We start from the raw sequence: 25680 nt of genomic DNA, 5'->3' as shown, positions 1-25680 counted from the left end.
GAAGCGACGGGGGACGGGCGCGCATGGTGGGCCGGATACGAGGATGGCAGCAGCGGCACTGGGGGCGGCGGAGCAAGGCGGAGCGGGTCGAGCTGACCAGCGTCTTCACCTGGTACGGCACGATCTGGTTCATCATGTGCTTCTGGGTGCTGCTGCCGTTGCCCGGCGGTCTCGCCCACCGGCCGGTGGCGGGTGGGCTCGGCGCCCTCCTCGTCCTCGTGGCGATCCTGCAGTGCGTGGTCGCGAACCGGCTCACCAGGCCCGTGCTCAGCCACTATCTCGGGCGTGCCGAGCTGCCGGCCGGGGCGCACCGCACACCGGCCGTCCTGCTGGGGCTGGCGCTGGCGCTGATCGTGGCGCTCGCCGGGCTGAACGCGGCGAGCGGGATGACGGTCCGGTTCACGATCGGCGGCGTCGTGCTGCCGTTCGCGCTGCTCTACGGGTTCATGGTCCCCGTCGGGGTGTTCCTGCGCCGGTCCGCGGTGTTCACGGTCCTGCTCACGACGGCCGTCGGGCTCGCCGACCGTGACGGCTTCGGCCTGGTGGCGACCGTCGCGACGATCGTCTTCCAGGCGGTCTTCGCGCTGCTCGCCGGCCGCTGCGGCGCCTGGACCCTCTCCGTGCTGTGGGAGGGGGAGCGGGCCCGTGAGGTGGAGGCCCGGCTCGCCGTCGCGGAGGAGCGGCTGCGGTTCGGGCGGGATCTGCACGACGTGCTGGGCCGGAACCTGTCCGTGATCTCGCTCAAGAGCGAGCTGGCGGTGCAACTGGCCCGGCGGGGGCGGCCGGAGGCCGTGGAGCAGATGATCGAGGTGCAGCGCATCGCGCAGGAGTCCCAGCGCGAGGTACGGGCCGTCGTACGCGGCTACCGGGAGGCCGACCTCGGGGCCGAACTCACCGGCGCCCAGGGTGTGTTGACGGCCGCCGGGATCGACTGCGAGGTCAGCGCGGAGACGGCGGGGCTGCCCGCAGAGGTGCAGTCCGCGCTCGGCTGGGTGGTGCGCGAGGCGACCACCAATGTGCTGCGGCATGGGGACGCCGGACGCTGCACGTTGTGTCTGCGGGTGCTTGAGGGGCGTGTGGTGCTGACGGTGGAGAACGACGGGCTGCCCGGAACCCCCCACGGGGGTGGGGGTTCCGGGCTCGCCGGGCTGCGGGAACGGCTGGCGGTCGTCGGCGGCACCTTGAAGGCGGGCGCGGTGCCCGAGGCCCGGTTCCGGCTGGTGGCAGAGGTGCCACTGGAACAGAAAGTGAGTGAAGTCACGTCATGAGCACTCCGGTACGGCTGTTGCTCGCCGACGACGAGCATCTGATCCGCGGCGCGCTGGCCGCGCTGCTGTCGCTGGAGGACGATCTCCTCGTCGTCGCGGAGGCGGCCAGCGGACCCGAGGCGCTGGCGATGGCGCGGGCCCACGCACCCGACGTCGCCGTGCTCGATCTCCAGATGCCGGGCGCCGACGGTGTGAAGGTCGCCACATCCCTGCGGGCCGAACTGCCCGGCTGCCGGGTGCTGATCGTCACCGGACACGGACGGCCGGGCCATCTGAAACGGGCACTCGCGGCCGGTGTGCGGGGGTTCGTCCCGAAGACGGTCAGCGCGCAGCGGCTCGCCGAGATCATCCGGACGGTGCACGCCGGAAACCGTTACGTCGACCCGGAGTTGGCCGCCGACGCGATCTCCGCCGGGGACTCCCCGCTGACCGCGCGGGAGGCCGAGGTGCTGGAGCTGGCGGCCGACGGAGCACCGGTCGCGGAGATCGCCGAGCGGGCCGCACTGTCCCCGGGGACCGTACGGAACTACCTCTCCTCGGCCGTCACGAAGCTCGGCGCGGAAAACCGTCATGCGGCAGTGCGTCTCGCACGGGAGCGAGGTTGGGTATAGTTGCTCTCGCGCCACGGCGCAACGCGGACGTAGCTCAGTTGGTAGAGCGCAACCTTGCCAAGGTTGAGGTCGCGAGTTCGAGCCTCGTCGTCCGCTCCAGTAAGGCCCCCGGTCTCCCGGGGGCCTTTTGCGTCACCGCTCGCGGGTCAGGACCAGCTCATGCCCGTCAGCCGCTCGTACGCCTCCACGTACTTCTGCCGGGTCGCCTCCACGACGTCCTGCGGCAGCGGCGGCGGGGGCTGCTCACTCTTGCGGTCCCAGCCGGACTCCGCCGAGGTCAGCCAGTTCCGGACGAACTGCTTGTCGTACGACGGCTGCGTCCGGCCCGGCTGCCACTGGTCGGCCGGCCAGAAGCGGGAGGAGTCCGGGGTGAGGACCTCGTCGGCGAGGACGAGGGTGTCCCCGTCGAAGCCGAACTCGAACTTGGTGTCGGCCAGGATGATCCCCCGCTCGCGGGCGATGTCCCGGGCGCGGGAGTACACGGCGAGCGTGGCCTGGCGCAGCTGGGCCGCGGTCTCGGCACCGACCTGGCGGGCGACCTCCTCGTAGGAGACGTTCTCGTCGTGTTCGCCGACCTCGGCCTTGGTGGCGGGGGTGAAGATCGGGGCGGGCAGTTCGGAGCCGTCGACGAGGCCTTCGGGGAGGGCGAGGCCGCAGACCGTACGGGACTCGTCGTACTCGACGAGTCCCGAGCCGGTGAGATAGCCGCGGGCCACGCACTCGACCGGGACCATCCTCAGGGACTTGCAGACCAGCGTGCGGCCCGCCCAGTCGGCGGGGGCGCCCTCGGGCAGCTCGGTGCTGATCACATGGTTGGCGGCCAGGTCCCGCAGCTGGTCGAACCACCACAGGGAGAGCTGGGTGAGGACGCGGCCCTTGTCGGGGATCTCCGTGGGCAGCACCCAGTCGTAGGCGGAGATGCGGTCGCTGGCGACCATCACGAGGTCGCCCGCCTCGTTCCGGTACAGCTCGCGCACCTTTCCGGTGTGCAGATGCACCAGGCCCGGAACCTGGATCGGCTCGGGCTTTTCTACGAATCCGGACACGGTTCCTCCCCGTGGTTCTGTCCAATGGCTTGATTGTCCCGTATGGAACCCCCGAGCCGGACAGCGGGTCAGTCGCGTTTGCAGATGCGGTCCAGCAGATTCGCCGTGGCGCGCTGGATACGGGGGTCCACATGGCCGGGGCGGTCGAGGGCCGGGGACCAGGCGAAGGTTCCGGAGGCGAAGACCCAGGCGCCGGAGGGGGCCCGGTACAGGGACGTCTCCTGGTGGCGCAGGGCGCCCTCGCCGTCGGTGTACGGGGAGTGGGCGAGCAGGATGCGCTCCTCGTGCTCGGGCAGCGGGGTGCGCGGGAAGTACCGGTCGGCCTCGCCGGCGACCAGGCCCTCGATCTCGTCGCCCTCGTGCGCGCCCGTCGCCTCCCACAGCCAGTGGCCGGCGTTGCGGACGATCAGCGGGTGCGGCTCGGGTACGCGGCCCGCGTACTGGATGCCGACCAGCTGCTGCTCGGGCCGGTCGATCTCGCGCCACAGCACCGGCTTTCCGGGGCCCTTGCGTTTGCGGCAGGTCAGCAGCCGGTCCGGGACGCCGGACGGGGAGGGGCCCAGCTCCACCTGCCAGTACATGGTGTTGGCGGAGAGGAAGACCAGCGAGGTGCCCCGGTCCCGGGCGTCCTCGACGGCCCGGCGCATCGGCACCGACCAGTACTCGTCGTGGCCGGGGAAGACCAGGCCCCGGTAGCGGGTGGGGTCGACGCGGCCGGCGTGCAGATCGCGGGCTTCGGCGTAGGCGAGGTCGTAGCCGTAGCGCTCGGCCCAGCGGATGAAGTCGTAGGCGTGCCCGACATGCAGGGGCAGGCCCGCTCCCGCGTAGGGGCGGTCGAAGGAGACCGTGGTGGCAGCGTCGGCCTCGCCGAGCAGCCGGCCGTTCTCGTCCCAGGCGTGGTAGAGGCTGGCGCCGGTGCGGCCGTCCTCCGGATACAGGTTGTACGCCTGCCAGGTGATGTCCGGCAGCAGCAGGAGCAGGTCGGCGGGGTGGTCGTCGCGGACCGTGAACGGCACGTGGGAGCGGTAGCCGTCGGCGGTGGTGAGGACGGCCACATAGGCGCCGATGCGCCAGTGGGAGGGCACCTGGAGGCGCCAGGACAGCCACCAGTGGTGGCAGGAGACCGTGCGGTCGGCGGCGAGCGGCGGGAGCTGGACGATGCCGGACAGCCGCGGGCTGGTGGTGATCTTGGAGGCGCCGTCGCCGCCGTAGTGGCCGATCCGGTAGACGTCGACGCTGAACTCCTGGGGCGGGTCGACCGTGACGTGGAAGTCGATCGCCTCGCCCGGCCTGACCGCGCCGGTGGAGGTGAAGCCCTTGATCTGGCGGTGCACGTCGTCGGCGGCGCGGGGCCCGGTTGCACCCGCACGCGGCGCGGGCACCCGGGGCCTGCCGTCGGTGAGCTGCTGCGGGCTCGCATCGACGTACCAGGGCACGACGTGACCGGTGTCGTCGAAGTAGGTCTCACTGCCGCGCAGCCAGGGCAGAGGACCCTGGCCGAAAGGATCCGTGACGGCGTGCGCGAGCGCTCCGGACTCCCAGCGGCGAATGTGGTCCGAGGCCATGGCCGTCCCCTCCCTCATGCCCCCGTGTCGTCCTGTCTCGGTGGTGCTCGCGGTGCTCGGTGGTGCGCCCCGGGCTCGGCCGTGCTGTCGTATGTCGCACGCCTTTGCCAGGTGCGTGGTCGCTCCCAGCACATCACATAACGCACGGGCTCGGTCACTACTCGTTGCGAATTGACCTGAACTGGAAGACAGGGCTTCCGTCAGACGAGCCGAACGGGCTTCTCGGGGCGTATGCCGGAAGCGGCCAGCCAATCGCGCAGCGGGCCCGGGTCTCCCTCTTCGACCAGGCTGAGCACCCTGGTCGTGAGGTCGGCGGCCCGCTCGCCGCCGAGCAGCAGGGAGGGGCCGTCCAGCCAGTCCAGGGCGGGGACCGCGCCGGCGGTGTCGATGGCCGCGCAGCACACCATCGCCGTGACGTGGTCGGTGAGCAGGTCGCGGGCGGTGCGCGGGGGCTGCAGCGGGAACAGCGGCAGCCCGCCGTCGTCCCACAGGGCGCTCTCGGGGCTCCGGCCGGTGGCAGTCGCGCCCCCGGGCACCCCGTGCTCCTCACGGGCCAGCGCGGCGCTCAGACCGGCGGCAAGGGCGGCGCTCCGCTCCCCCTGCGGCGCCTCGCCCTCACCTTCGGCGGGGATCCGCATCCCACCCCCGCGGCTTTCGCCATCGGGCACGTGCGGCGCCTGTGGGGGGTGCTCGCCGTCGGGGATGTGCGGGTCGGGCGCCGGGGCGGGCGGCTCCAGGGGGCCGTGCTCGCCCTCGGCGGCTCGCGGGTTGCTGTGGGGGGTTCGGGGGGCTGCCGCCTCTGTGGCGGGCACGGTCAGGTGGTCCAGGACGCGGGCCAGGGTGGGGCCGCCGGGGTCGGGGGTCGCGGGGTCGAGCGAGGCGCGGACGCCGAGGGAGTCCAGGACGCGGTGCAGACGGGCCGCGTCGGCACGCCAGGTGCGGTCCACGACCTCCTCCGGGTACGCCTGCCAGTCCACCGGCGCCCAGTCCGGACCGGACTCCGCGGGACCGCCGTGGAACAGCCGCGCGGCGAGCAGCGAGGCGGCCTCGTCCACCGCGCCGGGCTCTTCCAGCAGGTCGCAGGCGGGGCGCTCGCCGAGCCGGGAGGTGAAGCCCTCGGCCAGGCGGTCCCGCCGGGACAGCTCGGTGAGCGCGGCGACCACGCCCGCGTCCAGCCCGGAGGGCCAGCGGCCCATCCGCCAGGCGGGCAGTGCGACCCGGGTCAGCAGCCGGTCCCAGCCGGCGTAGGCGAGGCCGACCTGCTCCTGGGCGACGATCCTCAGGCCGTAGTCGACGGCCTGGGCCCGCTCGGCCGCCGCCGCGGCGACCCCGCGCTCCATCTGCGTCGCGTGCTCCCGGCAGCCGCGCAGCAGCAGCCGGGCCACCCCGCCGAGGGCCGCGCACACCCCCCGGGCCACCAGGCAGCGGCCCGGTGCGGAGGCGACCGCGACCGCGGCATCCAGACCGCGCACGAAGCGCCGGGCGGCCGCTATGTCCGGGTGCGCCGAAGGGCCCGTACCCGCGATGACCGGGGCGAGGACCGCGCGCAGCTCCCCGACGCGCATCCACCACAGAAACGGGGAGCCGATGACGAGCACCGGCGCGACGGGGGCCCGGCGGCGGCCCGGGCCCGCTATCTCGTCGGGCGCGGGGCGCGGGGGCGGGCCGTGGGCCGCGTGTGTGCGGTCCTCCAGCCAGCTGTCGCAGTCCGGGGTGAGCGCTATGGCCGAGGGGGCCGGGACGTCCAGGCGGTCGGCGAGGTCGCGCACCAACCGGTACAGGTCCGGGGCGGACTGCTCCGGGATGGGCACCGTCGGGCTGACTGCGGGACGCGCCCGGGCCACGACCAGCGCGATGCCGACGGCGGCCAGCAGCACCAGCACGGCGAGGACGCCCACGGCCCAGCGCGCGGCGTCCCAGCCCCGGCCGACGAAGTGGCCGGTGGACACGCCGGTCAGCAGGATCACCGCGGCAGCCGCGGGCAGCAGGGCCACGCCCAGCGCGCGGCCCCGGACCCGCAGTACGGCGAGGGCCCGGGAACGCGCGGCCTGCGCGCCCGCCTCCGCACCGATTCCGGTCACGTGCCGACCTCACCCCCTCGCTGCCGATGCCGTGCCGATCTGGTGGTGCTCACTCCCCCACTGTGGCACCCGCCACTGACATCGCAATGCCGGTGGGCCAAGTGCCGGAACGCTTGCGCGGCACCCTAGTTGGGGCCCCGGCCCCCGTCAGCCGTATGGGCGATTGCTCACTCGATGGAATGGCTTTGGTCAGAGGTGGGTGACAGACAGCAAAGATCAGGCCCCGGATTCGGAAATCCGGGGCCTGGGTGTCGTGCCGGCGGCAGGGGGGCGGGTCAGGCGCTTGCCCGCGCCGCCTTCGCGGCGATGTCGGTGCGGTGCTGGGAGCCGTCCAGACGGATCCGGCCCACCGCCCGGTACGCCCGCTCGCGCGCCTCGGTCAGGTCCTTGCCGGTGGCGGTGACGGACAGCACGCGCCCGCCCGCACTGACCACGGCGTCGCCGTCCCGCTTCGTCCCGGCGTGCAGGACGTACGCGTGCGGGGCGTCCTCGGCGGCCACCTCGTCCAGACCGGTGATCGGGTCGCCGGTGCGGGGGGTGCCGGGGTAGTTGTGCGAGGCGACGACGACGGTGACGGCCGCGTCCTCGCTCCAGCGCAGGGGCGGCAGATCGGCGAGGTTGCCGGTGGCGGCGGCCATCAGCAGCCCGGCCAGCGGGGTCCTCAGCCGGGCCAGCACCACCTGGGTCTCCGGGTCGCCGAAGCGGGCGTTGAACTCGATGACCCGGACACCGCGGCTGGTGATCGCCAGGCCCGCGTAGAGAAGGCCGGAGAACGGGGTGCCGCGGCGGTGCAGCTCGTCCACGGTCGGCTGCAGGACCGTCTGCAGGACCTCGTCGACCAGCTTCGGCTCGGCCCACGGCAGCGGCGAGTAGGCGCCCATGCCACCGGTGTTCGGACCCTCGTCGCCGTCCAGGGCGCGCTTGAAGTCCTGGGCGGGCTGGAGCGGTACGACCGTCACGCCGTCGGTGATCGCGAAGAGGGACACCTCGGGGCCGTCGAGGAACTCCTCGACGACCACGCGTTCACAGGCGGCGGCGTGGGCCTTGGCGGCGTCCAGGTCATCGGTGACGACGACGCCCTTGCCGGCGGCGAGGCCGTCGTCCTTGACGACGTAGGGGGCGCCGAAGGCGTCCAGGGCCTCGGCGACCTCATCGGCCGTCGTGCACACGTAGGAACGGGCGGTCGGCACCCCGGCCGCCGCCATGACGTCCTTGGCGAAGGCCTTGGAGCCCTCCAGCTGCGCGGCTTCCTTCGACGGACCGAACACCGGGATGCCGGCCGCACGGACGGCGTCGGCCACACCGGCGACCAACGGGGCCTCCGGGCCGACGACGACCAGGTCGGCACCGAGGCCGGCGGCCAGCTCGGCGACCGCCTTGCCGTCGAGCGCGTCGACCGGGTGCAGCTCGGCGACCTCCGCGATGCCGGCGTTGCCGGGGGCGCAGTGCAGCGCGGTGACGTCGGGGTCGAGGGACAGGGAGCGGCACAGGGCGTGTTCGCGGGCGCCGCTGCCGATGACGAGGACCTTCACGGGGTCAGCCTAATGGCAAGGTTGCCGAAGACCGGGGCCCGGGCTTGTTGGACTTTCCTCCAAAGGGCCCGCGCCGGTCCTGCCTGTTCGTTGCCGACCCAGCCCATTCGTCCGGTCCGGCCCATTCGTAGCCGGTCCGGCCTATTCGTTGGAGAACTCCTCCACCACCGTCGCCCCCAGCTCCTTGACGATCAGTTCGTGGCCGGAGAGTGCCGACTCGTCGAGGTCCGGGTCGTCGTCCTCCGGAATGTCGTCCTCCAGGGAGACCGGCGGCGGCTCCGGGGCGGCCGTGGGCCGCGGGGCGGGTGCGGCAGGAACGGCAGCGGGGCCGGACCGCGCGGGTGCGGACGGCTGCGGGGCCGGCTGGGGAGCAGGGCGGGGCGAGGCGGGGGCGCCGTAACCGCCACTCCCGGCCGAAGCGCCGCCGTAACCGCCTCCGCCGAAGCCACCGGCGGACTGGGGTGCGGATCCGCCGCCGGACGGGTCGACGACCGCCTCGATCTTCCACTGCACGTGGAACTGCTCGGCCAGCGCCGCCCGCAACACGTCCTCGCTGCCGCTGCCGGCGAAGTTGTCCCGGGCGCCGGCGTTGACGAAGCCGAGTTGCAGGGTGGTGCCGTCGAAACCGGTCACCTGGGCGTTCTGGCTGAGCAGGATCCAGGTGAAGCGGCGGCGGTTCTTGACGGCCTCCAGGATGTTCGGCCAGAGCACACGCGGATCGAGGCCGCCGGCCGCGGGAGCTGCTGCCGGAGCCGGTGCGGGTGCCGCCGGAGCCGCGGGGGCCGTCTGCGCGGCGCCGCCCGCCTGGTGCTGCGGCGCAGCGGGTGCCTGGCCGGGAGCCGGCCGGCCCTGCTGCCCACCCTGCTGACCGCCCGCCGGTGCCGCGGCCGTGGGCCAGCCACCGGGGCGCCGACCGCTGCCGGCAGCAGCGGCAGTGGGCCAGGCGCCGGGAGCGGCGGGGGACGGGGTGGAAGCACCGGCCGGGGCCGGGAAGGCAGCGGGCGCACCAGGGGAGTCGGACGGCCGTACCGGGGCCTGGTCGGTGGGGGTGGGGCCGGGGGCCGTCGTGGGGGTGGCCGGGGTCGGCGCTGCCGGGGTGGGGGCTGTGGGTGCGGGGGCGGCCGGAGCCGGACCACCGACGCCGGAGCCGGGACCGTCAACGCCCGGGCCACCGGCACCGTGACCAGGGACGCCAGGACCAGCGGCCTCCGGACCACCGGCACCCGGACCAGCGACACCAGGACCACCTGCGCCCGGACCGCCCGGGACGGATCCGCCCACGCCCGGCTCCCCGGCCCCCGGACCACCGGCACCCGGACCGTTGGCCGCGCGCACCGCCGCGCGGGCCGCCGCGGGACCGCCGCCGGGCGGCACTGGGGCGCTCGCGGGCGATACCGGAGCACCGGCGGGCGATGCCGGGGCACCGGCGCCGTGGGCCTCGGGCCCGGGGACGTACCCCATGGCGGGCGCACCGGTGCCGCCCGAGAAGTGGACGCCGCGTTCGAGACGGTCGAGGCGGGCCATCACGGACCGCTGGTCTCCGTAGGCGGCGGGGAGCAGCACGCGCGCGCAGATCAGTTCCAGCTGGAGGCGGGGCGAGGTGGCACCGCGCATCTCCGTCAGGCCCTCGTTGACGAGGTCGGCGGCGCGGCTCAGCTCGGCGGCGCCGAAGGTGGAGGCCTGGGCCTGCATCCGCTCCAGGACGTCGGCGGGGGCGTCGAGGAGCCCCTTGTCCACGGCGTCCGGAACGGCGGCGAGGATCACCAGGTCCCGCAGCCGCTCCAGCAGGTCGGCGACGAAGCGCCGCGGGTCGTTGCCGCCCTCGATGACGCGGTCCACGACCTCGAAGGCGGCGGCCCCGTCGCCGGTGGCGAAGGCCTCGACGACGGAGTCGAGCAGCGAGCCGTCGGTGTAGCCGAGGAGGGAGGTGGCCATGGCATACGTCACACCCTCCGCTCCGGCGCCGGCGAGCAGCTGGTCCATGACGGACATGGAGTCACGCACGGAACCGGCGCCGGCGCGCACGACGAGCGGGAGGACGCCCTCCTCGACCGGGATGTTCTCCTTCTGGCACACCTCGGCCAGGTAGTCCCGCAGGGTGCCGGGCGGGACCAGCCGGAAGGGGTAGTGATGGGTCCGGGACCGGATGGTGCCGATGACCTTCTCGGGCTCGGTGGTGGCGAAGATGAACTTCAGATGCTCCGGCGGCTCCTCCACGACCTTCAGCAGCGCGTTGAAGCCGGCCGACGTGACCATGTGGGCCTCGTCGATGATGTAGATCTTGTACCGGCTGCTCGCGGGGCCGAAGAAGGCTTTCTCACGCAGCTCACGGGCGTCGTCCACACCACCGTGGGAAGCGGCGTCGATCTCGATGACGTCGATCGAGCCGGGCCCGTTCCTGGCCAGGTCCCGGCACGACTGGCACTCCCCGCAGGGCGTCGGCGTGGGACCTTGCTCACAGTTCAGACAGCGGGCGAGGATCCGCGCGCTGGTCGTCTTGCCGCAGCCGCGCGGACCGCTGAACAGGTACGCGTGATTGACCCGGTTGTTCCGCAGCGCCTGCTGCAGCGGGTCGGTGACATGCTCCTGCCCGATGACCTCGGCAAAGGTCTCCGGGCGATAGCGGCGGTACAGCGCGAGAGACGACACGCATACGAGGTTATAGGCGCTCACTGACAACCGGCCCCGGCCGCGGACGCCCCGGGAACGCAAGGGCCCCCCACGCACCCGCCAGAGCCGACCTACCCTTGCTGCCTTCCGGCCCTGGGGGAGTTCAGTCAGATAGCGCCGCGTGAGGGGCTGCGCCCACAGTACCCGATCGCGGCCCGTGGGCTGTAACGGATGCGGGCCTGCGGGAACGGGTTCGCGAGCACTCCCCTCGGTCATGTAATGTTTCCGGCGGAGGATTCGCCTAGAGGCCTAGGGCGCACGCTTGGAAAGCGTGTTGGGGGCAACCCCTCACGAGTTCGAATCTCGTATCCTCCGCCAGCCCGAAGGGCCGGACCGCAGCAGCGGTCCGGCCCTTCGGCGTATGTATGTCTGTCCGAGCAGGCCCTTCCCGAACCCGCGACCGGTGGGGAGGGGTCAGCGGCTCGGGGAGGAAGTGGGTGGGGTTGTCGGGAGGGGGCTGATGCCCGGCTCGTAGTGGTCGCGGAGGTAGATGCGGGTGCGGTCCGGGGCGTAGTCGTGGGCGTAGAGGCTGACGCAGCCGGTGTCCGAGGTGCCGTACGGATCGGCGAGCGGGTCCGGGCTCGCGGTGGGCTCGGGGTCGGCGCCGGGGCAGACGGAGCCGTAGCGCATGCCCTTCTTGAACGACTCCGGCTCCGGCACACCCAGGTGTCTGAAGTCGTGGGTCCGCACGTCGGTCACGGCGGCCGTGGGCTCCAGCAGTTCGCCGGCCGGCGGATAGGCGGCCAGGAAGGCCCGTGCCTGGGACCTGGTCAGTGTGAAGGTGAGCACACCAGTGTCGAAGCGGGAGGTCACCTGATAGCCGGCCCGCGCGTCCTGGGCCGCCGCCGGGATGTCGACGCCCATGTGCCCGCTCATCCACCCCGGCGTGACGCCCTCGACCCACCTGTCGTCCGCGGTCTGCCGGGCGGCGCGGTCACCGGCCGGGCCGGTACCGGAGTCGGGTACGGAGCAGCCTGTCGCCGTCAGGGCGCCCAGCAGGGCCAGCGTGCCGAGGGCCGCCCCGGCGGCGCGCGTCCGGCGGTGGCCGCCTGTGTTGTCGTGGGCGTCGTTCATCGGCCGGCCGTCCTCCCGGGTGACCTGTGCGTCGTACGGCCCTGCTGTTGCTCCCGGCCCGGGTCCGTGCGTCCGTCCCTGCTTTCGTCGGGGCCCGGCGGCGGGGACTGGTTGGGCTGCGAGGAGCCGAGATCGTAGTGGTGCGTGCTGCTGCTCCCCGCCATGTCGTACTCCTGGGCGAGTCCCACCCGGTGGAGCTTGGCCATCTGGCCGTCGGGGATCTTCATCGGGCCCACGTTGACGCCCTTGCCCTCGTCCCAGTTGTAGCGGTCCCAGACGTTCGCCTGGTAGTCGACGGAGATCTTCGGGTTGCCGTGCGCATCCGGTACGGCCGTCACGACGCCGGTGACGTTGGTGTTGGCGCCGCCCACCGCGTAGAACCAGTTCTCGTTGATGTCCTTGCTGAAGTAGAAGCCGTCGGGCAGCTTCGCCTCCACCGGGATGGCGACCGGTTTGCCGCCGTTCTCCCGGAACTGCTGCAGGGCCTGCTGGCGCCAGCCGTTCTGGTGGTGCCGGACGATGTCGTCGACGTACGTCTTGAACTCCGGGACGTCCGCCATCATCTTGTCCACGGGCAGGACCATCGGGGAGCCGCTGTTGCCGAGGTAGTGGGCCATGTTGCGGGAGGCGTCCGTCATGCCCTTCCAGTCGGCGCCCTCGGCGAGCAGTTCCATCTTTCGCTTGGTGGCCCACTCGTCGAATCCGGGTGACTCCGATCCGTGCGCCCCCGCCCCGGCGTCGGCCGCGACCTGCGGCATGGTCGGGCTCAGGATGCCGGCCGCCATGAGGTCGTCCTTCTTCGCGAGCCAGAGGCGGGCCCGCGCCTCGGGGCTCAGCGACCCCCACAGGCGTTTCAGCTCGGCGCGTTGTTTCGCGTCGGCGTCACCGCCCAGCGCGGCGAGTTCCTCGGCGCGGGGCAGCTGCTCCTCGTCGAGGGAGGTGTACTTGGCGTGCCCGGCGTTGTACGGGTCGTTGCCGTGGCTCTTGCGCAGCGCCCGTACCGCCGCGGCGTCGACCTCGGCGGCGTGCTGGACGATTCCGGTGAGCGTGTCGGCATACCACTGGATGTAGTCCTTGGTGCGCTGGTTCGGGCCCTTGGGTGTGCACATCGCCTCCATCACGCGGACCGTGCCGCCCGGCCCGTCCGTGACGAAGAGAGGGGGGTCCGGGGGGTCGTGGGCGGGGTTGCCCTTGCGCGCCGCGTCGGTGAGGCTCTTCGCCTGCTTCTGGTACGTCGTCAACTCCGCGTGGGTGTCCGCGAGCACGGCGGCGATGCTCTCCGCCTCCGACTGGAGATCGGCGATCTCCTTGGCCGTCTTGCGTACGAACTCCCTTGTGACGTCCGCGTTGACACCCTTCCAGCGAGCCCCTTCGGACTTCTTGAGCATGCCGTCCCGCGTGTCGGTGGCCAGTTCGGCCAGGCCCTCGGCCATCGACTTCCAGTCGGACACCGCCGTGCCCAGCTTGCCGAGGTCCAGAGCCATGAGATCCGAGTAGGTGAAGTCCCCCATGTCCTCTCCTACCTGCCCTACTTGAAGTACTCGCTCAGCACCGAGACGGGCACCGGTCCGTTACGTCCACTGATGTCGGCGGCGATCCGGGCATCGTCCCGCGCGTGCAGCTTCTTGCTGTAGTCGAGGTGGTTGGAGATGTGCGCACACGCCTGCAGCACGTGCTTCACCTGGGAGGTCCAGATCTCGACGGTCGTCTCCAGTTCCGAACCGAGCCCGAGGTGGCTGCTCTTCAGTTCGGCAGCCGCCTGCATAGTGGATCCGGACGCGTGACGGCCGGCGCCGGCCGCGGCGATGTCGGCCTTCTTGCTCAGCTCACCATGGAGAACGAACGCCTCGTGGCCCACGGCCCCCAAGTCGTCCTCGTGCACGACGAGATCCGCGTCATCGGATCCTCCGAGCCCGGCCTGGTTCAGCTGCATCCGGGCGCCGCCGCCCTGCGCTGTCGCAGCCTTGGCCCTCTCCCACTCTTCCCACGCCATGTGTTCCCCCCTGACACCCGTCAGCCCGTGCGACGACCGATCAAACGCCGCACCAGCGAACCTATCAATTCCTTTACCAATTCGGGTGGAGGTTTTGGTCTATCGAGGCACCCGCACCGGTACCGGCACCGTCACCTGGTCCACGTCCGACACCCGTACCGTCACCTTCATCGTCCAGGTCCCCGGCAGGGGCAGGTCGAAGGAGTCGGAGGCCCAGTAGCCGCCCCGGTCGGTGACCCTGGTGTCCAGGGGGCCGATCCGCCGTCCGGCCAGGGTGAAGGTGACCCGCAGTTCGGGGACCGAGGACAGGCCGCCGTCGGGGCCGTAGACCACCGCCTGGACGGAGGTGCGGCCCACCCGGCCCGGGTCCAGGGTGACCTGGACCTTGCCGTGGCCGCCGGGGGTGCCGACATCGAAGGGGACCGTGGTGACGGAGGCCGTCGGGATGCCGCTCGCCGGTGCCGCCGTCTCCGCGGTCTCCGCGGCCTCGGTGGCCGTCCGGCCCGGCACCGTGCTCGTCAGGAGCGTCGTCAGGGCCAGCACCACCACGCCGACGGCCGCCTCCGCCAGCACCGAGCGGCGCAGGAGGTGGAAGGGGAGCTGCGGGGGCGGGGCGGGGGGGTCCGGCGGGAGCGGGGGACCCGTGGCCGGTTCGGGGACGCGGGCGGCGGGTGCCGCCTTGCGGGCCCGGGCCTGCGTCAGGCGGGCTGTCCAGGTGCGGGAGCAGGCCGCCGCCAGCAGCAGCGCGGTGACCGCCGCCAGTTTGGCCAGCAGGGTGCGCCCGTACGTCGTGTCCGTGAGCGCCTGCCAGGAACCGAGGCCCCGCCAGGACTGGTAGACACCGGTCAGGACCAGGACCGTCACCGAGGCGAAGGCCAGGCGCGAGAAGCGGGCCGGGACCGAGGCCGGGAGGGCGGGGGTGCGCTGCAGCATCCTCAGCAGCGCGGCCAGGCCGCCCAGCCAGGCCGCCATGGCCAGCAGGTGAAGGGTGGCGGAGGTGATCGCCGGCGGGACTTGCAGGCCCGCGGAGGCGTGCTCGGCCGCCGACCAGGTCAGGACGAGGGGCAGGGACAGGGCCGCGGCCACGGCGAGGGTGGCGCGGCGGGGAAGCCTTCTGCGGCGGGCCCTGAGCAGGGCCACGGCGGCTGCCGCCAGGAGCAGCAGCGCCAGCCGGGCGAGCAGGAGTGCGCCGGGGCGGGTCGTGGCCGCGTGCGCGAGGGCGCGCAGGGAGAGGGCCTGCGCGGGGGAGGTGCCTTCCTCGTAGGGGGTGCGCAGGACGAACAGGGCGGCCGTCGAGGCGAGGAGGGTCCAGGCGGCGGCCAGGGCGGGGGTGCGCAGCGGGGCCGCGACGGGCGGGCGGCAGTACGCGACGAACGCGGTGGTGCCGAGGAGGAGGGCCAGGCAGAGGTAGGCGAGCCAGCGGGCGATGTTGTACAGGGCCGCCGTGGCGGGGTTCTCCGTGGCGTCGGGGACCGCGCTCACGGTCGTCGCCGTGCGCTTGCCGACCGAGAAGGTGAGCGCGCCGGACACCGGGTGGCTGTCCGCCGACACCACCCGCCAGGCGACCGTGTAGGTGCCGGTGGCGAGGTGGGCGGGCAGGGAGACGCGGGCCGTGTCCGAGCGGCCCGGGGCGTGGCCGGCGGGGCCCGTGCGCACCCGGTGGTTGCGGGGGTCGTAGACCCGGAAGGAGTCGGTGAGCAGGCCGACCGACTCGGTGAAGGTCAGGGTGACGTGCCGGGGGGCCGTACGTACGACGCTGCCGTCGCCGGGGTCGCTCGTGCGCAGGGCCGCGTGCGCCGACGCGGGGGCGGCCGGGACGAGCAGGAGGAACAGCAGGCCCGCGCAGAGCAGGGTCAGCCGTCGTGGCCACCGCCGGTGTCGGTCGCGCAAGCGCACCTCGTCCCCTCCGTCACCGCATGCCCTCGTGCGAGCAGGCCTCGCCACAGCCCTCGGGTGAACACGTCTCGCCGCGTGCCCTGCCTACGAGTACGCAGAGACCGGCCGGAGTGCTCACCACGTCGGGCGGGCCGAGACACCGCCGTCCACGGTCAGGTCGTGGCCGGTGATCCAGCTCGCGAGCGGCGAGGCCAGGAACACGCACGCGTCGGCCACGTCCCGGGGACGGCCGAGGCGGCCGGTGGGGGCGGCGGCCAGCCAGCGGCGTACGCCGTCCGGCCAGGACTCCGCCAGGCCCTCCCGGTCGATCAGGCCGGGCGAGACGCTGTTGACACGGATGCCGTCGGGCCCGTACTCCAGGGCGGCCGCGCGGGCGTGCATGACGACCGCTGCCTTGGCCGCGCTGTAGTGGGCGTGGCCGGGGGCGGGGCGGGCGGCCTCGATGGAGGCGATGTGCGTGATGGTGCCGCCGCCGTGTGCGCGCAGGTGCGCGGCGGCGGCCTGGGTGCAGGAGAAGACGCTGGTGAGGTCGGTGTCGACGACCGTGCGCCACTCGTCCGCCGTCATACCGGGCAGGGGCTGGACGGGCTGGACGGCCGCGTTGTTGACGAGGGCGGTCAGCCGGCCGCCGGACCAGTCCGTCACCTCCCGGACGAGGCGGTGGCAGGCGTCGTCGTCCGTCAGATCCGCCTGGAGTACGACGGCCTCGCCGCCCGATTCCCGGATCCGGGCCGCCACTTCCCCGGCCGCGTCCACCGCCGTACGGCAGTGGAGGGCCACCGCCGCGCCCTCCTCGGCGAAGCGCAGCGCGATGGCGCGGCCGATGCCGCCGCCCGCGCCGGTCACCAGGACGGTCTGTCCGTCGAGCAGGCTCATGGGCGGCACAGTTCCGTGATCCGGGCGGCCTCGGCCGGGTAACGCGCCGTGAGCTCGGCCGCGTCGCCGTGTTCGTAGTCCGCGTAGGTGAATCCCGGGGCCATCGTGCAGCCGAAGAACGACCATGCGCCGGCCGGCGCCACCCGTGCGCCCATCCAGGTGCCGGCCGGCACGGTCAGCTGGACGTGCTGCCCCGACAGCGGGGCGGGGCCGAGGGTTTCGGTGCGGGTGGTGCCGTCGGGGGCGAGCAGCAGGAGATGCAGCGGGTCGCCGAGGTAGAAGTGCCAGATCTCGTCGGTGGGCAGGCGGTGCAGGGCGCAGAAGTCGTCCGAGGTGAGCAGGGCGACGATGGCCGAGCCCGCGGGACGGCCGTCGGTCCCCTCCGGCCCCTGCCAGGTGCGGCGGAACAGGCCGCCCTCGCGGGGGATGGGTTCGAGGCCGTAGTGGGCGATCAGCTCTTCGGGCGTCGTCGTCACGCGGGCAAGGTTAGCCTTCCGGAAAGGCCATCGCCCGTTCCAGGAAGGCGAGTTGGGCGTGCTTCTCGGGCAGGTACACGTCGGGGACGTCCACCTCGGGCAGGACGACCACGGGGCCGCACACGAATCCCTGGCGTTCGAAGCGGGCGATCGCCTTGGTGTTGCGTACGTCCGGGTCGACCACGAGCCGGCGCCGGTCCAGGACGCGCAGCGCGTAGGCCGTCATCACGTGCAGCAGGGCGGCGGTCCAGCCGGGACGGCGGCCGTCGGGGCCGGCGGGGCCGAGGAGCACATGGACGCCGAGGTCGCCGGGGAGGACGTCGTAGCACTCGCCGACCCGGTCCGCGGCCGGCTCGTACGTCTGGAGCAGAGCCGCCGGCGTGCCGTCCTTGGTGACGAGGTGGGCGTGGTGGGTGTCGAGGCCGGCCATGTGGGTGTAGACGTCGGCGACCTGGTCCCGGGTGAGGCCGTTCATGCCCCAGAAGGCGGCGCGTTCCTCGCTCACCCAGCCGTGGATCACGTCCGCGTCGCACGCCGGGTCGAGGGGACGGACGCGGATGGTGCCGAAGCCGTCGACGTGCTGGGCGAAGGCTTCCTCGAAGCGGTCAGTCATGGGTTTCCTCGGTGCGTTCCAGGAGGGTCAGCAGGGTCCAGTCGGTGACGACGGGGGCCAGTTCCCCCTTGAGCCACAGGGGGAGTTGGTCACGGTGGTGGGGGGCGCCGGGGACGCCGTCGGCGCCGAAGGGGACCACCCAGCGGCTGCCCGCGCGGTCGGCCAGGTCCCAGACGTACCGGGCGGCCGGGCCACGGGCCGCGCGGTCGGTGAGACCGGGTACGGCGGAGGTGCAGAGCACGCAGTCGTGGTCACCGGCGAGCCCGGGTCCGGGGTCCTCCGGCGCTTGCGGGAGTGCGCGCCAGGGGGCGAGGCGGTGGGTCGTGGACCAGGTGCCGGCCGGCTGTGCGGCGGCCACCTCCTCCAGGGCCGCACGGACGGTCGCCGGGCGGTCGATGCCGTACAACTCCCTGGCGCGCAGCAGGTGTTCCAGGGCGTATCCGATGCGCGGGACGAGGGCCAGCCAGGGGAGCAGGACCTCCGGGTAGGCCGGGGGCTCGGCGAGCGGGGCGAACACCGGGTGGGCGGCGAGACGGCGTACGACCGCGGAGCGTACGGCGGCGTAGGCGGCCGCGTCGGTGCTGTCGGCGTCCATGCGGCGGTTCCAGGCGAGCAGGCGGGCACGCAGGCGGGCCGCTGCGGGGCTGAGGCCGGCGAGGGCGGAGAGATGGTCCAGCAGGGGCGCGGCGGAGGCCAGATGGGTGTCGGTGTGGATCGCGGGCATGCCGTCGGCGGTCCAGGTGCGGTGCGCGTCGAGGAGGGCGCGGATGCGGTCGGCGCGGTGCGGTGGGGCGAACTCGACGCCGAGGGGGGTGGCGGGGCCGCGCTGGTTGGCCATCACCGCGATGCCGTCCGGCACGGGCGCGTACGGCGTCTCGTGCCAGCCGTGCCATTCGTGGCCGGGGTGCCAGGCGGGGACGGGGTGGAGGCGGTTGGCCCGGGCGCGCACGGGGACGCGGCCGGCGACGCGGTGCAGGGTGCCGCCCCGGGTGTCCGCGGCCTGTACGACGTTGACGGGCTCGGCCCAGGCGTCGAGGGCACGGTCGACGTCTTCGACGGTGCGGGCGCGGAGGAGGGGCAGGAGGGCGCTGAAGCCGAGGTCTGCGGTGACGCGCGGCGGGCAGCGGAGAGCGAGTGCCTGCGGCGCTTCGGCGCGAGGGGATCCCGCCTCGGCTTCGTCCTCGGCTCGGATTGCGTTCCCACCGGCAGCACCCGTACTGCCTTCGTGGTCGGGCGCGGGTGGCCCCTGTGGGGAGTTCTCGACGTCGGCGGCCTGCGGGGTGTACGGCCGTGTCGACGTGAGACCCGCTTCCAGCCCCTCCGGCCCCCCGATGATCACCGGCCCCCGGTCCGTCTCGATCACCTCGATCGCGATCGGCGGTTCGCCCGCGATGTCGACCGTCTCCGTGTGCCGCGTGGCCCGGTGCCAGTGGCCGTCCGGGCCGAGGGCCTGGACGCCGGTGCCCGTGCGGCGCAGGCGTTCTCGGTACAGGTCCTGGTAGTCGGCCATGGCGTTGGTGATGGCCCAGGCGACCGTGCCGGTGTGACCGAAGTGGGCGATGCCGGGGACGCCGGGCACGGCAAGGCCGATGACGTCGAACTCGGGGCAGGCCAGGCGGATCTGCTGGTAGACGCCGGGGTCCTCGATGAAACGGTGCGGGTCGCCGGCGATCAGGGCGTGGCCGGAGGCAGTGCGGGCGCCGGTGACGAGCCAGCCGTTGCTGCCGGCGGTGCCGGGGCCGTCGGTGGCGAACAGGCGGACGACGTCGGGGCCGAGGTGCCGTATCGCCTGCTCGCGCCAGAGCTTGGCCGGGAAGCCGGCGAAGAGGAGGTGGGTGGCGAGCCAGACGCCGAGCGGGGTCCAGGGCTGCCAGCGGCCGGGGGCGAGGCCGGTGCGGCCGAACTCGCAGGCGCGGCGGGCGCCTTCGGGCAGGCCCGCATTGACGCCGTCGACGTATGCGCGGACCCAGTCGGCCGTTTCGGGGTCCCGGCGGTCCAGCGCGGCGAAGCACCGGCGGGCGGTGTCGTCGAGCCGGGCCCGGCGGGCGAGGACGTCCCAGGACAGGGCGCCGGCGCCGAGGAAGGAGGCGGAGGTGCCCTGGGACCGGTGGCGTTCGACCTCCAGCTGCCAGGCGCGGTCCAGTGCGGTCACCCGGCCCTGGGCATGGGCCAGTTCACGGGCGCTGGAGGCGCGCAGGTGGGGGATGCCCCAGGCGTCGCGGTAGGTCTCGGTGGTCACCCGTGAGCCCCCCTTTGTTTTAGGTAAGCCTTGCCTAAGTTCCTTGCAGGAAGGAATCGTACGCGATGCATGGCCGACCCCGGCCGAGGTTCGCTTCCGCAGGCGGACAACCATTCGAGTACTTCATGGGTCGAGTGGGACGTCCGTTACTAGTGGGGGAGATTTCGTGCGAAGAGTTCTGACCGCGGGCACCGTGCTGGCCGCCGTCGCCGCCGTTCCGCTGACCCCGGTGGCGTCCGCCGCCGCCACGCCCTACAAGGGGGCCAACACCGCCGCCGTCCAGGACGACTTCAACGGGGACGGGTACCGGGACCTGGTCATCGGTGCGCCCGACGCCGCGAGCGGCGGCGTGCTGAAGGCCGGCGCGGTCGTCGTGCTGTACGGCTCGGCCTCGGGCGTGAGCACGGCCCACCGTCAGGTCATCACCCCGGCCACGGCCGGGATTCCGGGGGCCCCGGAGAAGAACGACCGCTTCGGCCAGACCGTCACCACCGCCGACCTGGACCGGGACGGGTATGCGGACCTGATCGTCGGCACCCCGCGCGAGGACTTCGGCCTGCAGCAGGGCTTGCGCGGCACCGTGACGGTGATCTGGGGCGGCCCGAGCGGCCTCAAGGGCGGCGCTGACATCGCTCCGCCCGCCGGCTACGGCCCGGACCGGACGTACTGCCTCTTCGGGCGGTCGCTCGCCACCGGGGACATGAACGGCGACGGCGCCCCCGAGCTGTCCGTCGGCAGCAACTGCCAGAGCGTCACCTACACCGGGCCCTTCACCCGCAGCGGAAAGCCCGTCTCCGGCTACCTCGGCAAGGGCGAAAACCACAGTGTGGTCATGGGTGACGTCGACGGCGACGGCAAGGCCGAGCTGTTCTCGCTGCCCGGCCCGGTCCAGGCCTACAGCGGGCCCCTCTCCGTCGGCCAGGACGATCCGGCCGCACCGATGACCCGGCTGCCGCTCGCCCACGGCTGGAACGGGCAGGTCGGCGACGTCAACGGCGACGGCTACGGCGACCTCGTCACGGGCATCCAGTACGACACCCACTTCACCCAGGACCCGCACGGCGCCCACAGCGGCGGCGAGATCCAGGTCCTGTACGGCAGCGCGCACGGCATCACCGCCGACCAGCAGCCCGTCGCCATCCACCAGGACACGCCGGGCGTCCCCGGCGTCGGCAAGGACGGCGGCCAGTTCGGCTCGTCGCTCAGCGTCGGCGACGTCAACGGCGACAAGTACGCCGACGTGCTCGTCGGCGTGCCGTGGAAGACCGTCGGCTCGGCCAAGTGGGCCGGTGAGGCCGTTCTGCTGCGCGGTTCCGCCGCCGGGCTCACCGGCGCCGAGGCCACCGCCTACACCCAGAACACGGCGGGCGTCCCCGGCACCGCCGAGACGGAGGATCACTTCGGCTGGGCCGTCCACCTCGCCGACCTCAACAAGGACGGCGAGGCCGAGGTCGTCGTCGGCACGCCCGGTGAGAACACCGACGGCCTGGTGTGGATCGCCCGCGGGTCGGCAGGCGGACCGGTGACGAACGGCTCGGCCGCCATCTCCGGCAAGAGCGCCGGCCTCACTGTCCGCACGACCGACAGTGCCTCCGGCCTCGGGGCCGCGCTGCCCAGCACCGCGATGACCCGGTAGCGGGCTGCCCGGCAGCGGGCGGATCCCGGGCGAGGCATGATCGACGCATGGACGTCACGCTGCACCTCGCCCAGGATCCCGAGGCGGACGCGCTCCTCGGGCGCAGTCCACTCGCCGCGCTGACCGGGATGCTGCTGGACCAGCAGATCCCGATGGAGTGGGCGTTCAAGGGACCCCGGACCATCGCCGACCGGCTCGGCGCCGGAGCCGGCGGGGATCTCGACGCGCACGACATCGCCGCGATGGACCCGGAGGCCTTCGCCGCGCTGCTCGCCGAGAAACCGGCCGTGCACCGCTACCCCGGCTCGATGGCCAAGCGCATCCAGCAGCTGTGCCAGTACCTCGTCGAGCACTACGACGGGGACGCCGAGGCGGTCTGGCGGGACGCCGGCAGCGGTGCCGAGCTGCTGAAGCGGCTGGAGGCACTGCCGGGGTTCGGCAAGCAGAAGGCACAGATCTTCCTCGCGCTGCTCGGCAAGCAGCTCGGGGTCACCCCGAAGGGCTGGCGGGAGGCCGCGGGCGCGTACGGCGAGCCCAAGTCCTTCCGCTCCGTCGCCGACATCACCGGACCCGAGTCACTGGCGAAGGTCCGCGCGCACAAGCAGGAGATGAAGGCGGCGGCAAGGGCGGCGAAGGCCTCCGGCACGCAGGACGTCCGGGACGCGTAAACCTCTCGGACGTCACCCGACCGGCCCCTCTCTGCTGGCAGCTCCCGCCCCGCCGGTCCAAGCATGGACCATGACCGAAGCACCCAACAGCGGCCCCGAGTGGGGCCGTGAGTACGACGACCAGCGCGCCCACGCCGCACAGCCGCCCGGCGGGCCGCACGCCCGCCATGAGCCCGAGCCGCCGTTCGAGGGCCCTCTGCACGCCCTGTCCCGGGCCGCCTGGCAGGTGGTCCTGGTCACCGGGATCGCCTCGCTGATCCTCGGCATCCTGGTCCTCATCTGGCCCGGTGCCTCCCTGCTCGTCGCCGGCGTGCTCTTCGGCGTCTACCTCGTGATCAGCGGCATCTTCCAGCTGGCCTCCGCGTTCGGCACGCACAAGACGACCTCGCTGCGCGTACTGGCCTTCATCAGCGGCGCCCTGTCGATCCTGCTCGGCCTGTTCTGCTTCCGCGGGCCCATGCAGTCGATCCTGCTGCTCGCCCTGTGGATCGGCATCGGCTGGCTGATCCGCGGGATCACCCAGACCCTGGCCGCCCTGCACGACTCCCGGATGCCCGCCCGGGGCTGGCAGATCTTCCTCGGGGTCATCACCTTCATCGCCGGAATCGTGCTGATCGACTCGCCGTTCCGGTCGGTCGGCGTGCTGACCCTGGTCGGCGGCATCTGGCTGGTCGTCGTGGGGATCACCGAGATCGTCACCGCGTTCCGCATCCGGGGCCGGGCCAAGGCGGTCCCGCAGACGCTGTGATCCCGGGCCACGGACCTGTGATCCCGGGGCACGGACGCCGCGACACGAGCGTCAACCGCGCGCCCCGTTCCTACGCCGAGCGGGCGGATCTCGCGCCCCGCATGCTGCGTTCCGCTGTCGCCCCGGGGAGACACCTGCTGTGAGCAGGACCGCAAGCCGTCCCCGCAGCCGGACCTGGCTGCGGGTGCTCGTGCTGCTCCTCGCCCTGTGGGTGCCCGGCGTCCATGCACAGGTACAGGCGGCCCCCGCGCTGGGCGTGTCGGCCGAGACCTTCGAGCACGACGTCTTCGACATCCTCGTACGCCCACCCGCCCGTGCCGTCCACCTTGCCGACGTGCCCGAGCGCCCGGCTCCCCTCGCCGACCCGGCACCCGTCCGGCCGACGGCCCGGACGCGCCCCGCCGCGCCACGGGTGGCCTACCCCTCGTCCCTGCCGCGCACGGTGGTCCTGCGCTGCTGACAGACCCGCGTCCCCCACGACAGGTCGGTCGGCTCGACGCAAGGAGCACAGCCATGCCCATGGATCCCTACGCCGTCCTGCGCGCCCTGCTGCGCGCGGAGGCCAGACGTGCGACGGCACCCAGACCGGAGCAGAAGGAGGAACCGCAGCGGCCGCCCGGGCAACCGGGCCGCTGAACCGGCGCCGGCGGAGGCGGGCCACCGCCTTCGCCGGCCGTCCTCGGCCGAACGGAGGAAATCGGCCGCGTCCTTGTTCCGGCGCACCGCAGCGGACGATAGCCACCCCTATGACCCTTTCGCGGCATCTTTTCAAGCGGCACACTCCGCCGCCATGGCTGCGCCCGGAACGTCTTGACCGGTAGGCTTTCCGTGTGATCTTCAAGCGCATCGGAAACGGCCGGCCGTACCCCGACCACGGCCGGGAAAGCACCCGGCAGTGGGCGGACGTCGCGCCGCGCCCGGTCCGCCTCGATCAGCTCGTGACCACCAAGCAGCAGCTCGACCTGGAAACCCTGCTGGCGGAGGACTCGACGTTCTACGGCGACCTCTTCGCGCACGTCGTGAAGTGGCAGGGCGACCTCTACCTGGAGGACGGGCTGCACCGCGCGGTCCGCGCCGCCCTCCAGCAGCGCCAGGTGCTGCACGCACGCGTGCTCGAACTCGACTGACCCGGCGCGACAGGGCCGTTGGCCCTTGACCCTTTCGGGTTCCGCTGAGCGGCGTCTACTGATCATCTAATAGGCATCGCCGCTCAGGCGCACTACGCTGCGCCCATGAGCATGCTGACTCCCCCGGGCATGGGCGGCCAGTACCGGATCACGGGGGACAAATACCCTCGGATGCGTCCGCCGCGCCGGCACGGCAGGCTCGTGGCCGCCGTGGTGGCGTCCGCCGCCGTGCTCGGCCTGCTCGGCTGGGGCACCCTGCAGCTCATCGACGTCTTCACCGGCGGCAAGAAGGGCACGGTGGCAGCCGCCAAGACCGAGTGCCGGAAGACCAAGGCCGCACCGGCGGCCCGGGTCAGGGCCCTGCCCAGGCCCGGCGACATCACCGTGAACGTCTACAACGCCACCCAGCGCACCGGGCTGGCCAAGGACACCGCGGACGCACTGAAAAGACGCGGCTTCAAGATCGGCGACGTGGGCAACGCGACCAAGGAGTTCGACAAGAAGGTCAAGAACGCCGGGATGCTCCTCGGCCCGCCCGAGGCCCGGAACACCTCACTGGCGGTGCTCGGCACCCACCTCGCCGGGGCCGAACAGCGCACCGCCGCCGGCCGCAAGGGCGCCGCCGTGGACCTGATCATCGGCGACGCCTTCAAGGGCCTGACCTCACCCGCGGCGGCGGACCAGGCACTGGCGGCCCTGACGGCACCCGAACCGACGGCATCTCCGAAGAAGAGCTGCTGACGAGCGCCCCGAAAGGGGCCCGGGGAACGGCGTGGTCGACCACCACGCACCCGCAGTCGCCGGACGGCCAGTGGCCGCCTATTCAGCCGCGCCGTAAAGCCGGTCCCCCGCGTCCCCCAGCCCCGGCACGATGTACCCCTGCTCGTTGAGGTGATCGTCCACGGCCGCCGTCACCACCGTCACCGGCGTCCCCGCCAGCTCCCGCTCCATGACCGCGACCCCCTCGGGTGCGGCGAGCAGCACGACGGCGGTCACGTCGTCGGCCCCGCGCTTGATCAGCTCCTGGATCGCCGCGACCAGCGTGCCGCCCGTGGCCAGCATCGGATCCAGGACATACACCTGGCGGCCCGAGAGGTCCTCCGGCATACGCGAGGCGTAGGTGGAGGCCTGCAGCGTCTCCTCGTTGCGGATCATGCCCAGGAAGCCCACCTCGGCGGTCGGCAGCAGCCGCACCATGCCGTCGAGCATGCCGAGGCCGGCGCGCAGGATCGGCACGACCAGCGGGCGCGGACGGGCGAGCTTGACGCCGGTGGTCTGCGCGACCGGCGTCCGGATGTCGACGGCGTCCGTGCGCACGTCCCGCGTGGCCTCGTAGGCGAGCAGGGTGACCAGCTCGTCGGCCAGCCGGCGGAAAGTCGCGGAGTCGGTGCGCTGGTCGCGCAGCGTGGTGAGCTTGTGGGCGACCAGGGGGTGGTCGACGACGTGGAGACGCATGCCCCTAACGGTACCCGCGCCCGGCACCCCGCCGACCCTGGCGTCGGACCCGCCGTCCGAGGGAAAGTGGGAGGGACGGACTGGGGTGGTGTGACGTGCCCGACCT

Annotated in this window: 23 protein-coding genes, 2 tRNA genes and 1 other RNA gene; 11 read left to right on the top strand and 15 right to left on the bottom strand. The window is 73.1% G+C overall.

Going from position 1 to position 25680, the window contains the following annotated elements; genetic code table 11:
• Positions 1 to 23: 23 nt before the first annotated feature.
• The 3 genes from ACIGXP_RS12215 to ACIGXP_RS12205 all read left to right on the top strand — a co-directional run bounded on the left by ACIGXP_RS12215 (position 24) and on the right by ACIGXP_RS12205 (position 1978).
• Complete coding sequence (locus ACIGXP_RS12215) at positions 24 to 1268, top strand: sensor histidine kinase (protein WP_399767132.1); 1245 nt, start codon at positions 24 to 26, stop codon at positions 1266 to 1268.
• Positions 1265 to 1879 carry a response regulator transcription factor gene (locus ACIGXP_RS12210; RefSeq protein ID WP_363215634.1) on the top strand — a complete coding sequence of 205 codons (615 nt, stop codon included), beginning with the start codon at positions 1265 to 1267 and terminating at the stop codon, positions 1877 to 1879. Before ACIGXP_RS12215 ends, ACIGXP_RS12210 begins: the two co-directional genes overlap by 4 nt.
• 23 nt (positions 1880 to 1902) lie before the next feature.
• Positions 1903 to 1978 (top strand) — tRNA-Gly (locus tag ACIGXP_RS12205).
• Between the two features lie 47 nt (positions 1979 to 2025).
• Here the strand turns inward: ACIGXP_RS12205 and ACIGXP_RS12200 are convergent.
• The 6 genes from ACIGXP_RS12200 to ffs form a co-directional block, all read right to left on the bottom strand.
• Positions 2026 to 2925, bottom strand: coding sequence for a phosphoribosylaminoimidazolesuccinocarboxamide synthase (locus tag ACIGXP_RS12200; RefSeq protein ID WP_363215633.1), 900 nt, complete (start codon positions 2923 to 2925; stop codon positions 2026 to 2028).
• A gap of 68 nt (positions 2926 to 2993) precedes the next feature.
• A complete protein-coding gene (locus ACIGXP_RS12195; RefSeq protein ID WP_399767127.1) occupies positions 2994 to 4490 on the bottom strand; it encodes a N,N-dimethylformamidase beta subunit family domain-containing protein in 1497 nt (498 codons plus the stop codon).
• A 200-nt stretch (positions 4491 to 4690) separates the two neighbouring features.
• On the bottom strand, positions 4691 to 6571 hold the full coding sequence (locus ACIGXP_RS12190; protein ID WP_399767124.1) for a hypothetical protein: 1881 nt from the start codon (positions 6569 to 6571) through the stop codon (positions 4691 to 4693).
• A gap of 275 nt (positions 6572 to 6846) precedes the next feature.
• A complete protein-coding gene (gene purD, locus ACIGXP_RS12185) occupies positions 6847 to 8103 on the bottom strand; it encodes a phosphoribosylamine--glycine ligase (protein ID WP_399767120.1) in 1257 nt (418 codons plus the stop codon).
• Between the two features lie 141 nt (positions 8104 to 8244).
• The gene (locus ACIGXP_RS12180; RefSeq protein WP_399767117.1) at positions 8245 to 10752 is read right to left on the bottom strand and encodes a DNA polymerase III subunit gamma and tau; all 2508 of its coding nucleotides are present in this window, start codon (positions 10750 to 10752) and stop codon (positions 8245 to 8247) included.
• Between the two features lie 58 nt (positions 10753 to 10810).
• Positions 10811 to 10907: signal recognition particle sRNA small type (gene ffs, locus ACIGXP_RS12175), an RNA gene on the bottom strand.
• Between the two features lie 96 nt (positions 10908 to 11003).
• Between ffs and ACIGXP_RS12170 the strand changes: the two genes are divergently transcribed.
• Positions 11004 to 11091, top strand: a tRNA-Ser gene (locus ACIGXP_RS12170).
• A 96-nt stretch (positions 11092 to 11187) separates the two neighbouring features.
• Here the strand turns inward: ACIGXP_RS12170 and ACIGXP_RS12165 are convergent.
• The 8 genes from ACIGXP_RS12165 to ACIGXP_RS12130 form a co-directional block, all read right to left on the bottom strand.
• Positions 11188 to 11847, bottom strand: coding sequence for a hypothetical protein (locus ACIGXP_RS12165; RefSeq protein WP_363219041.1), 660 nt, complete (start codon positions 11845 to 11847; stop codon positions 11188 to 11190).
• Positions 11844 to 13358: a hypothetical protein gene (locus ACIGXP_RS12160; RefSeq protein ID WP_399767113.1), complete on the bottom strand. Its 1515-nt coding sequence runs from the start codon at positions 13356 to 13358 to the stop codon at positions 11844 to 11846. Before ACIGXP_RS12160 ends, ACIGXP_RS12165 begins: the two co-directional genes overlap by 4 nt.
• A 17-nt stretch (positions 13359 to 13375) precedes the next feature.
• Positions 13376 to 13840: a hypothetical protein gene (locus tag ACIGXP_RS12155; protein WP_399767110.1), complete on the bottom strand. Its 465-nt coding sequence runs from the start codon at positions 13838 to 13840 to the stop codon at positions 13376 to 13378.
• 99 nt (positions 13841 to 13939) lie between these two features.
• The gene (locus ACIGXP_RS12150) at positions 13940 to 15736 is read right to left on the bottom strand and encodes a copper resistance protein CopC (protein WP_399767108.1); all 1797 of its coding nucleotides are present in this window, start codon (positions 15734 to 15736) and stop codon (positions 13940 to 13942) included.
• 114 nt (positions 15737 to 15850) lie between these two features.
• Positions 15851 to 16612: an SDR family NAD(P)-dependent oxidoreductase gene (locus ACIGXP_RS12145; RefSeq protein WP_363219037.1), complete on the bottom strand. Its 762-nt coding sequence runs from the start codon at positions 16610 to 16612 to the stop codon at positions 15851 to 15853.
• Positions 16609 to 17088 (bottom strand): cupin domain-containing protein, encoded by a 480-nt coding sequence (locus ACIGXP_RS12140; RefSeq protein ID WP_363219036.1) that lies wholly within the window; start codon positions 17086 to 17088, stop codon positions 16609 to 16611. The genes ACIGXP_RS12145 and ACIGXP_RS12140 overlap by 4 nt, the downstream gene beginning before the upstream one ends.
• Before the next feature lie 10 nt (positions 17089 to 17098).
• A complete protein-coding gene (locus ACIGXP_RS12135) occupies positions 17099 to 17701 on the bottom strand; it encodes a GNAT family N-acetyltransferase (RefSeq protein ID WP_399767103.1) in 603 nt (200 codons plus the stop codon).
• The gene (locus ACIGXP_RS12130) at positions 17694 to 19940 is read right to left on the bottom strand and encodes a penicillin acylase family protein (protein WP_399767100.1); all 2247 of its coding nucleotides are present in this window, start codon (positions 19938 to 19940) and stop codon (positions 17694 to 17696) included. The genes ACIGXP_RS12135 and ACIGXP_RS12130 overlap by 8 nt, the downstream gene beginning before the upstream one ends.
• Positions 19941 to 20106: 166 nt before the next feature.
• On the opposite strand from ACIGXP_RS12130, the gene ACIGXP_RS12125 reads away from it, so the two are divergent.
• From ACIGXP_RS12125 to ACIGXP_RS12095, 7 genes are all read left to right on the top strand, one after another.
• Positions 20107 to 21576: an FG-GAP and VCBS repeat-containing protein gene (locus tag ACIGXP_RS12125; protein ID WP_399767097.1), complete on the top strand. Its 1470-nt coding sequence runs from the start codon at positions 20107 to 20109 to the stop codon at positions 21574 to 21576.
• 47 nt (positions 21577 to 21623) lie between these two features.
• Positions 21624 to 22244, top strand: a complete 621-nt coding sequence (locus tag ACIGXP_RS12120) for an HhH-GPD-type base excision DNA repair protein (RefSeq protein WP_399767094.1) — start codon at positions 21624 to 21626, stop codon at positions 22242 to 22244.
• A gap of 70 nt (positions 22245 to 22314) precedes the next feature.
• Entirely contained in the window at positions 22315 to 22992 is a 678-nt protein-coding gene (locus tag ACIGXP_RS12115; protein ID WP_363219031.1) for an HdeD family acid-resistance protein, read from the top strand.
• 139 nt (positions 22993 to 23131) lie between these two features.
• Positions 23132 to 23452 (top strand): hypothetical protein, encoded by a 321-nt coding sequence (locus ACIGXP_RS12110; RefSeq protein ID WP_399767091.1) that lies wholly within the window; start codon positions 23132 to 23134, stop codon positions 23450 to 23452.
• A 53-nt stretch (positions 23453 to 23505) separates the two neighbouring features.
• Positions 23506 to 23628 (top strand): hypothetical protein, encoded by a 123-nt coding sequence (locus ACIGXP_RS12105; protein WP_363219029.1) that lies wholly within the window; start codon positions 23506 to 23508, stop codon positions 23626 to 23628.
• A gap of 194 nt (positions 23629 to 23822) precedes the next feature.
• On the top strand, positions 23823 to 24119 hold the full coding sequence (locus tag ACIGXP_RS12100; RefSeq protein ID WP_004943146.1) for a type II toxin-antitoxin system VapB family antitoxin: 297 nt from the start codon (positions 23823 to 23825) through the stop codon (positions 24117 to 24119).
• A 105-nt stretch (positions 24120 to 24224) separates the two neighbouring features.
• Entirely contained in the window at positions 24225 to 24860 is a 636-nt protein-coding gene (locus ACIGXP_RS12095) for a LytR C-terminal domain-containing protein (RefSeq protein ID WP_363216405.1), read from the top strand.
• A gap of 78 nt (positions 24861 to 24938) precedes the next feature.
• Here ACIGXP_RS12095 and upp read toward each other — a convergent pair whose 3' ends face one another.
• Positions 24939 to 25574: a uracil phosphoribosyltransferase gene (gene upp / locus ACIGXP_RS12090; RefSeq protein WP_363216404.1), complete on the bottom strand. Its 636-nt coding sequence runs from the start codon at positions 25572 to 25574 to the stop codon at positions 24939 to 24941.
• Between the last annotated feature and the right edge of the window lie 106 nt (positions 25575 to 25680).

This window comes from Streptomyces sp. NPDC053069 (assembly GCF_044546895.1).
GTDB lineage: Bacteria > Actinomycetota > Actinomycetes > Streptomycetales > Streptomycetaceae > Streptomyces.
This window is presented reverse-complemented; position numbering and strand designations above follow the sequence as displayed.

Bases quoted from the DNA above. Each gene is read 5' to 3' on its own strand.
- ACIGXP_RS12095 (WP_363216405.1), top strand. From the start codon at position 24,225: ATGAGCATGCTGACTCCCCCGGGCATGGGCGGCCAGTACCGGATCACG.
- ACIGXP_RS12215 (WP_399767132.1), top strand. From the start codon at position 24: ATGGTGGGCCGGATACGAGGATGGCAGCAGCGGCACTGGGGGCGGCGG.
- ACIGXP_RS12120 (WP_399767094.1), top strand. From the start codon at position 21,624: ATGGACGTCACGCTGCACCTCGCCCAGGATCCCGAGGCGGACGCGCTC.
- ACIGXP_RS12210 (WP_363215634.1), top strand. From the start codon at position 1,265: ATGAGCACTCCGGTACGGCTGTTGCTCGCCGACGACGAGCATCTGATC.
- upp (WP_363216404.1), bottom strand. From the start codon at position 25,574: ATGCGTCTCCACGTCGTCGACCACCCCCTGGTCGCCCACAAGCTCACC.
- ACIGXP_RS12165 (WP_363219041.1), bottom strand. From the start codon at position 11,847: ATGAACGACGCCCACGACAACACAGGCGGCCACCGCCGGACGCGCGCC.
- ACIGXP_RS12160 (WP_399767113.1), bottom strand. From the start codon at position 13,358: ATGGGGGACTTCACCTACTCGGATCTCATGGCTCTGGACCTCGGCAAG.
- ACIGXP_RS12145 (WP_363219037.1), bottom strand. From the start codon at position 16,612: ATGAGCCTGCTCGACGGACAGACCGTCCTGGTGACCGGCGCGGGCGGC.
- ACIGXP_RS12115 (WP_363219031.1), top strand. From the start codon at position 22,315: ATGACCGAAGCACCCAACAGCGGCCCCGAGTGGGGCCGTGAGTACGAC.
- ACIGXP_RS12195 (WP_399767127.1), bottom strand. From the start codon at position 4,490: ATGGCCTCGGACCACATTCGCCGCTGGGAGTCCGGAGCGCTCGCGCAC.
- ACIGXP_RS12105 (WP_363219029.1), top strand. From the start codon at position 23,506: ATGCCCATGGATCCCTACGCCGTCCTGCGCGCCCTGCTGCGCGCGGAG.
- ACIGXP_RS12155 (WP_399767110.1), bottom strand. From the start codon at position 13,840: ATGGCGTGGGAAGAGTGGGAGAGGGCCAAGGCTGCGACAGCGCAGGGC.
- ACIGXP_RS12135 (WP_399767103.1), bottom strand. From the start codon at position 17,701: ATGACTGACCGCTTCGAGGAAGCCTTCGCCCAGCACGTCGACGGCTTC.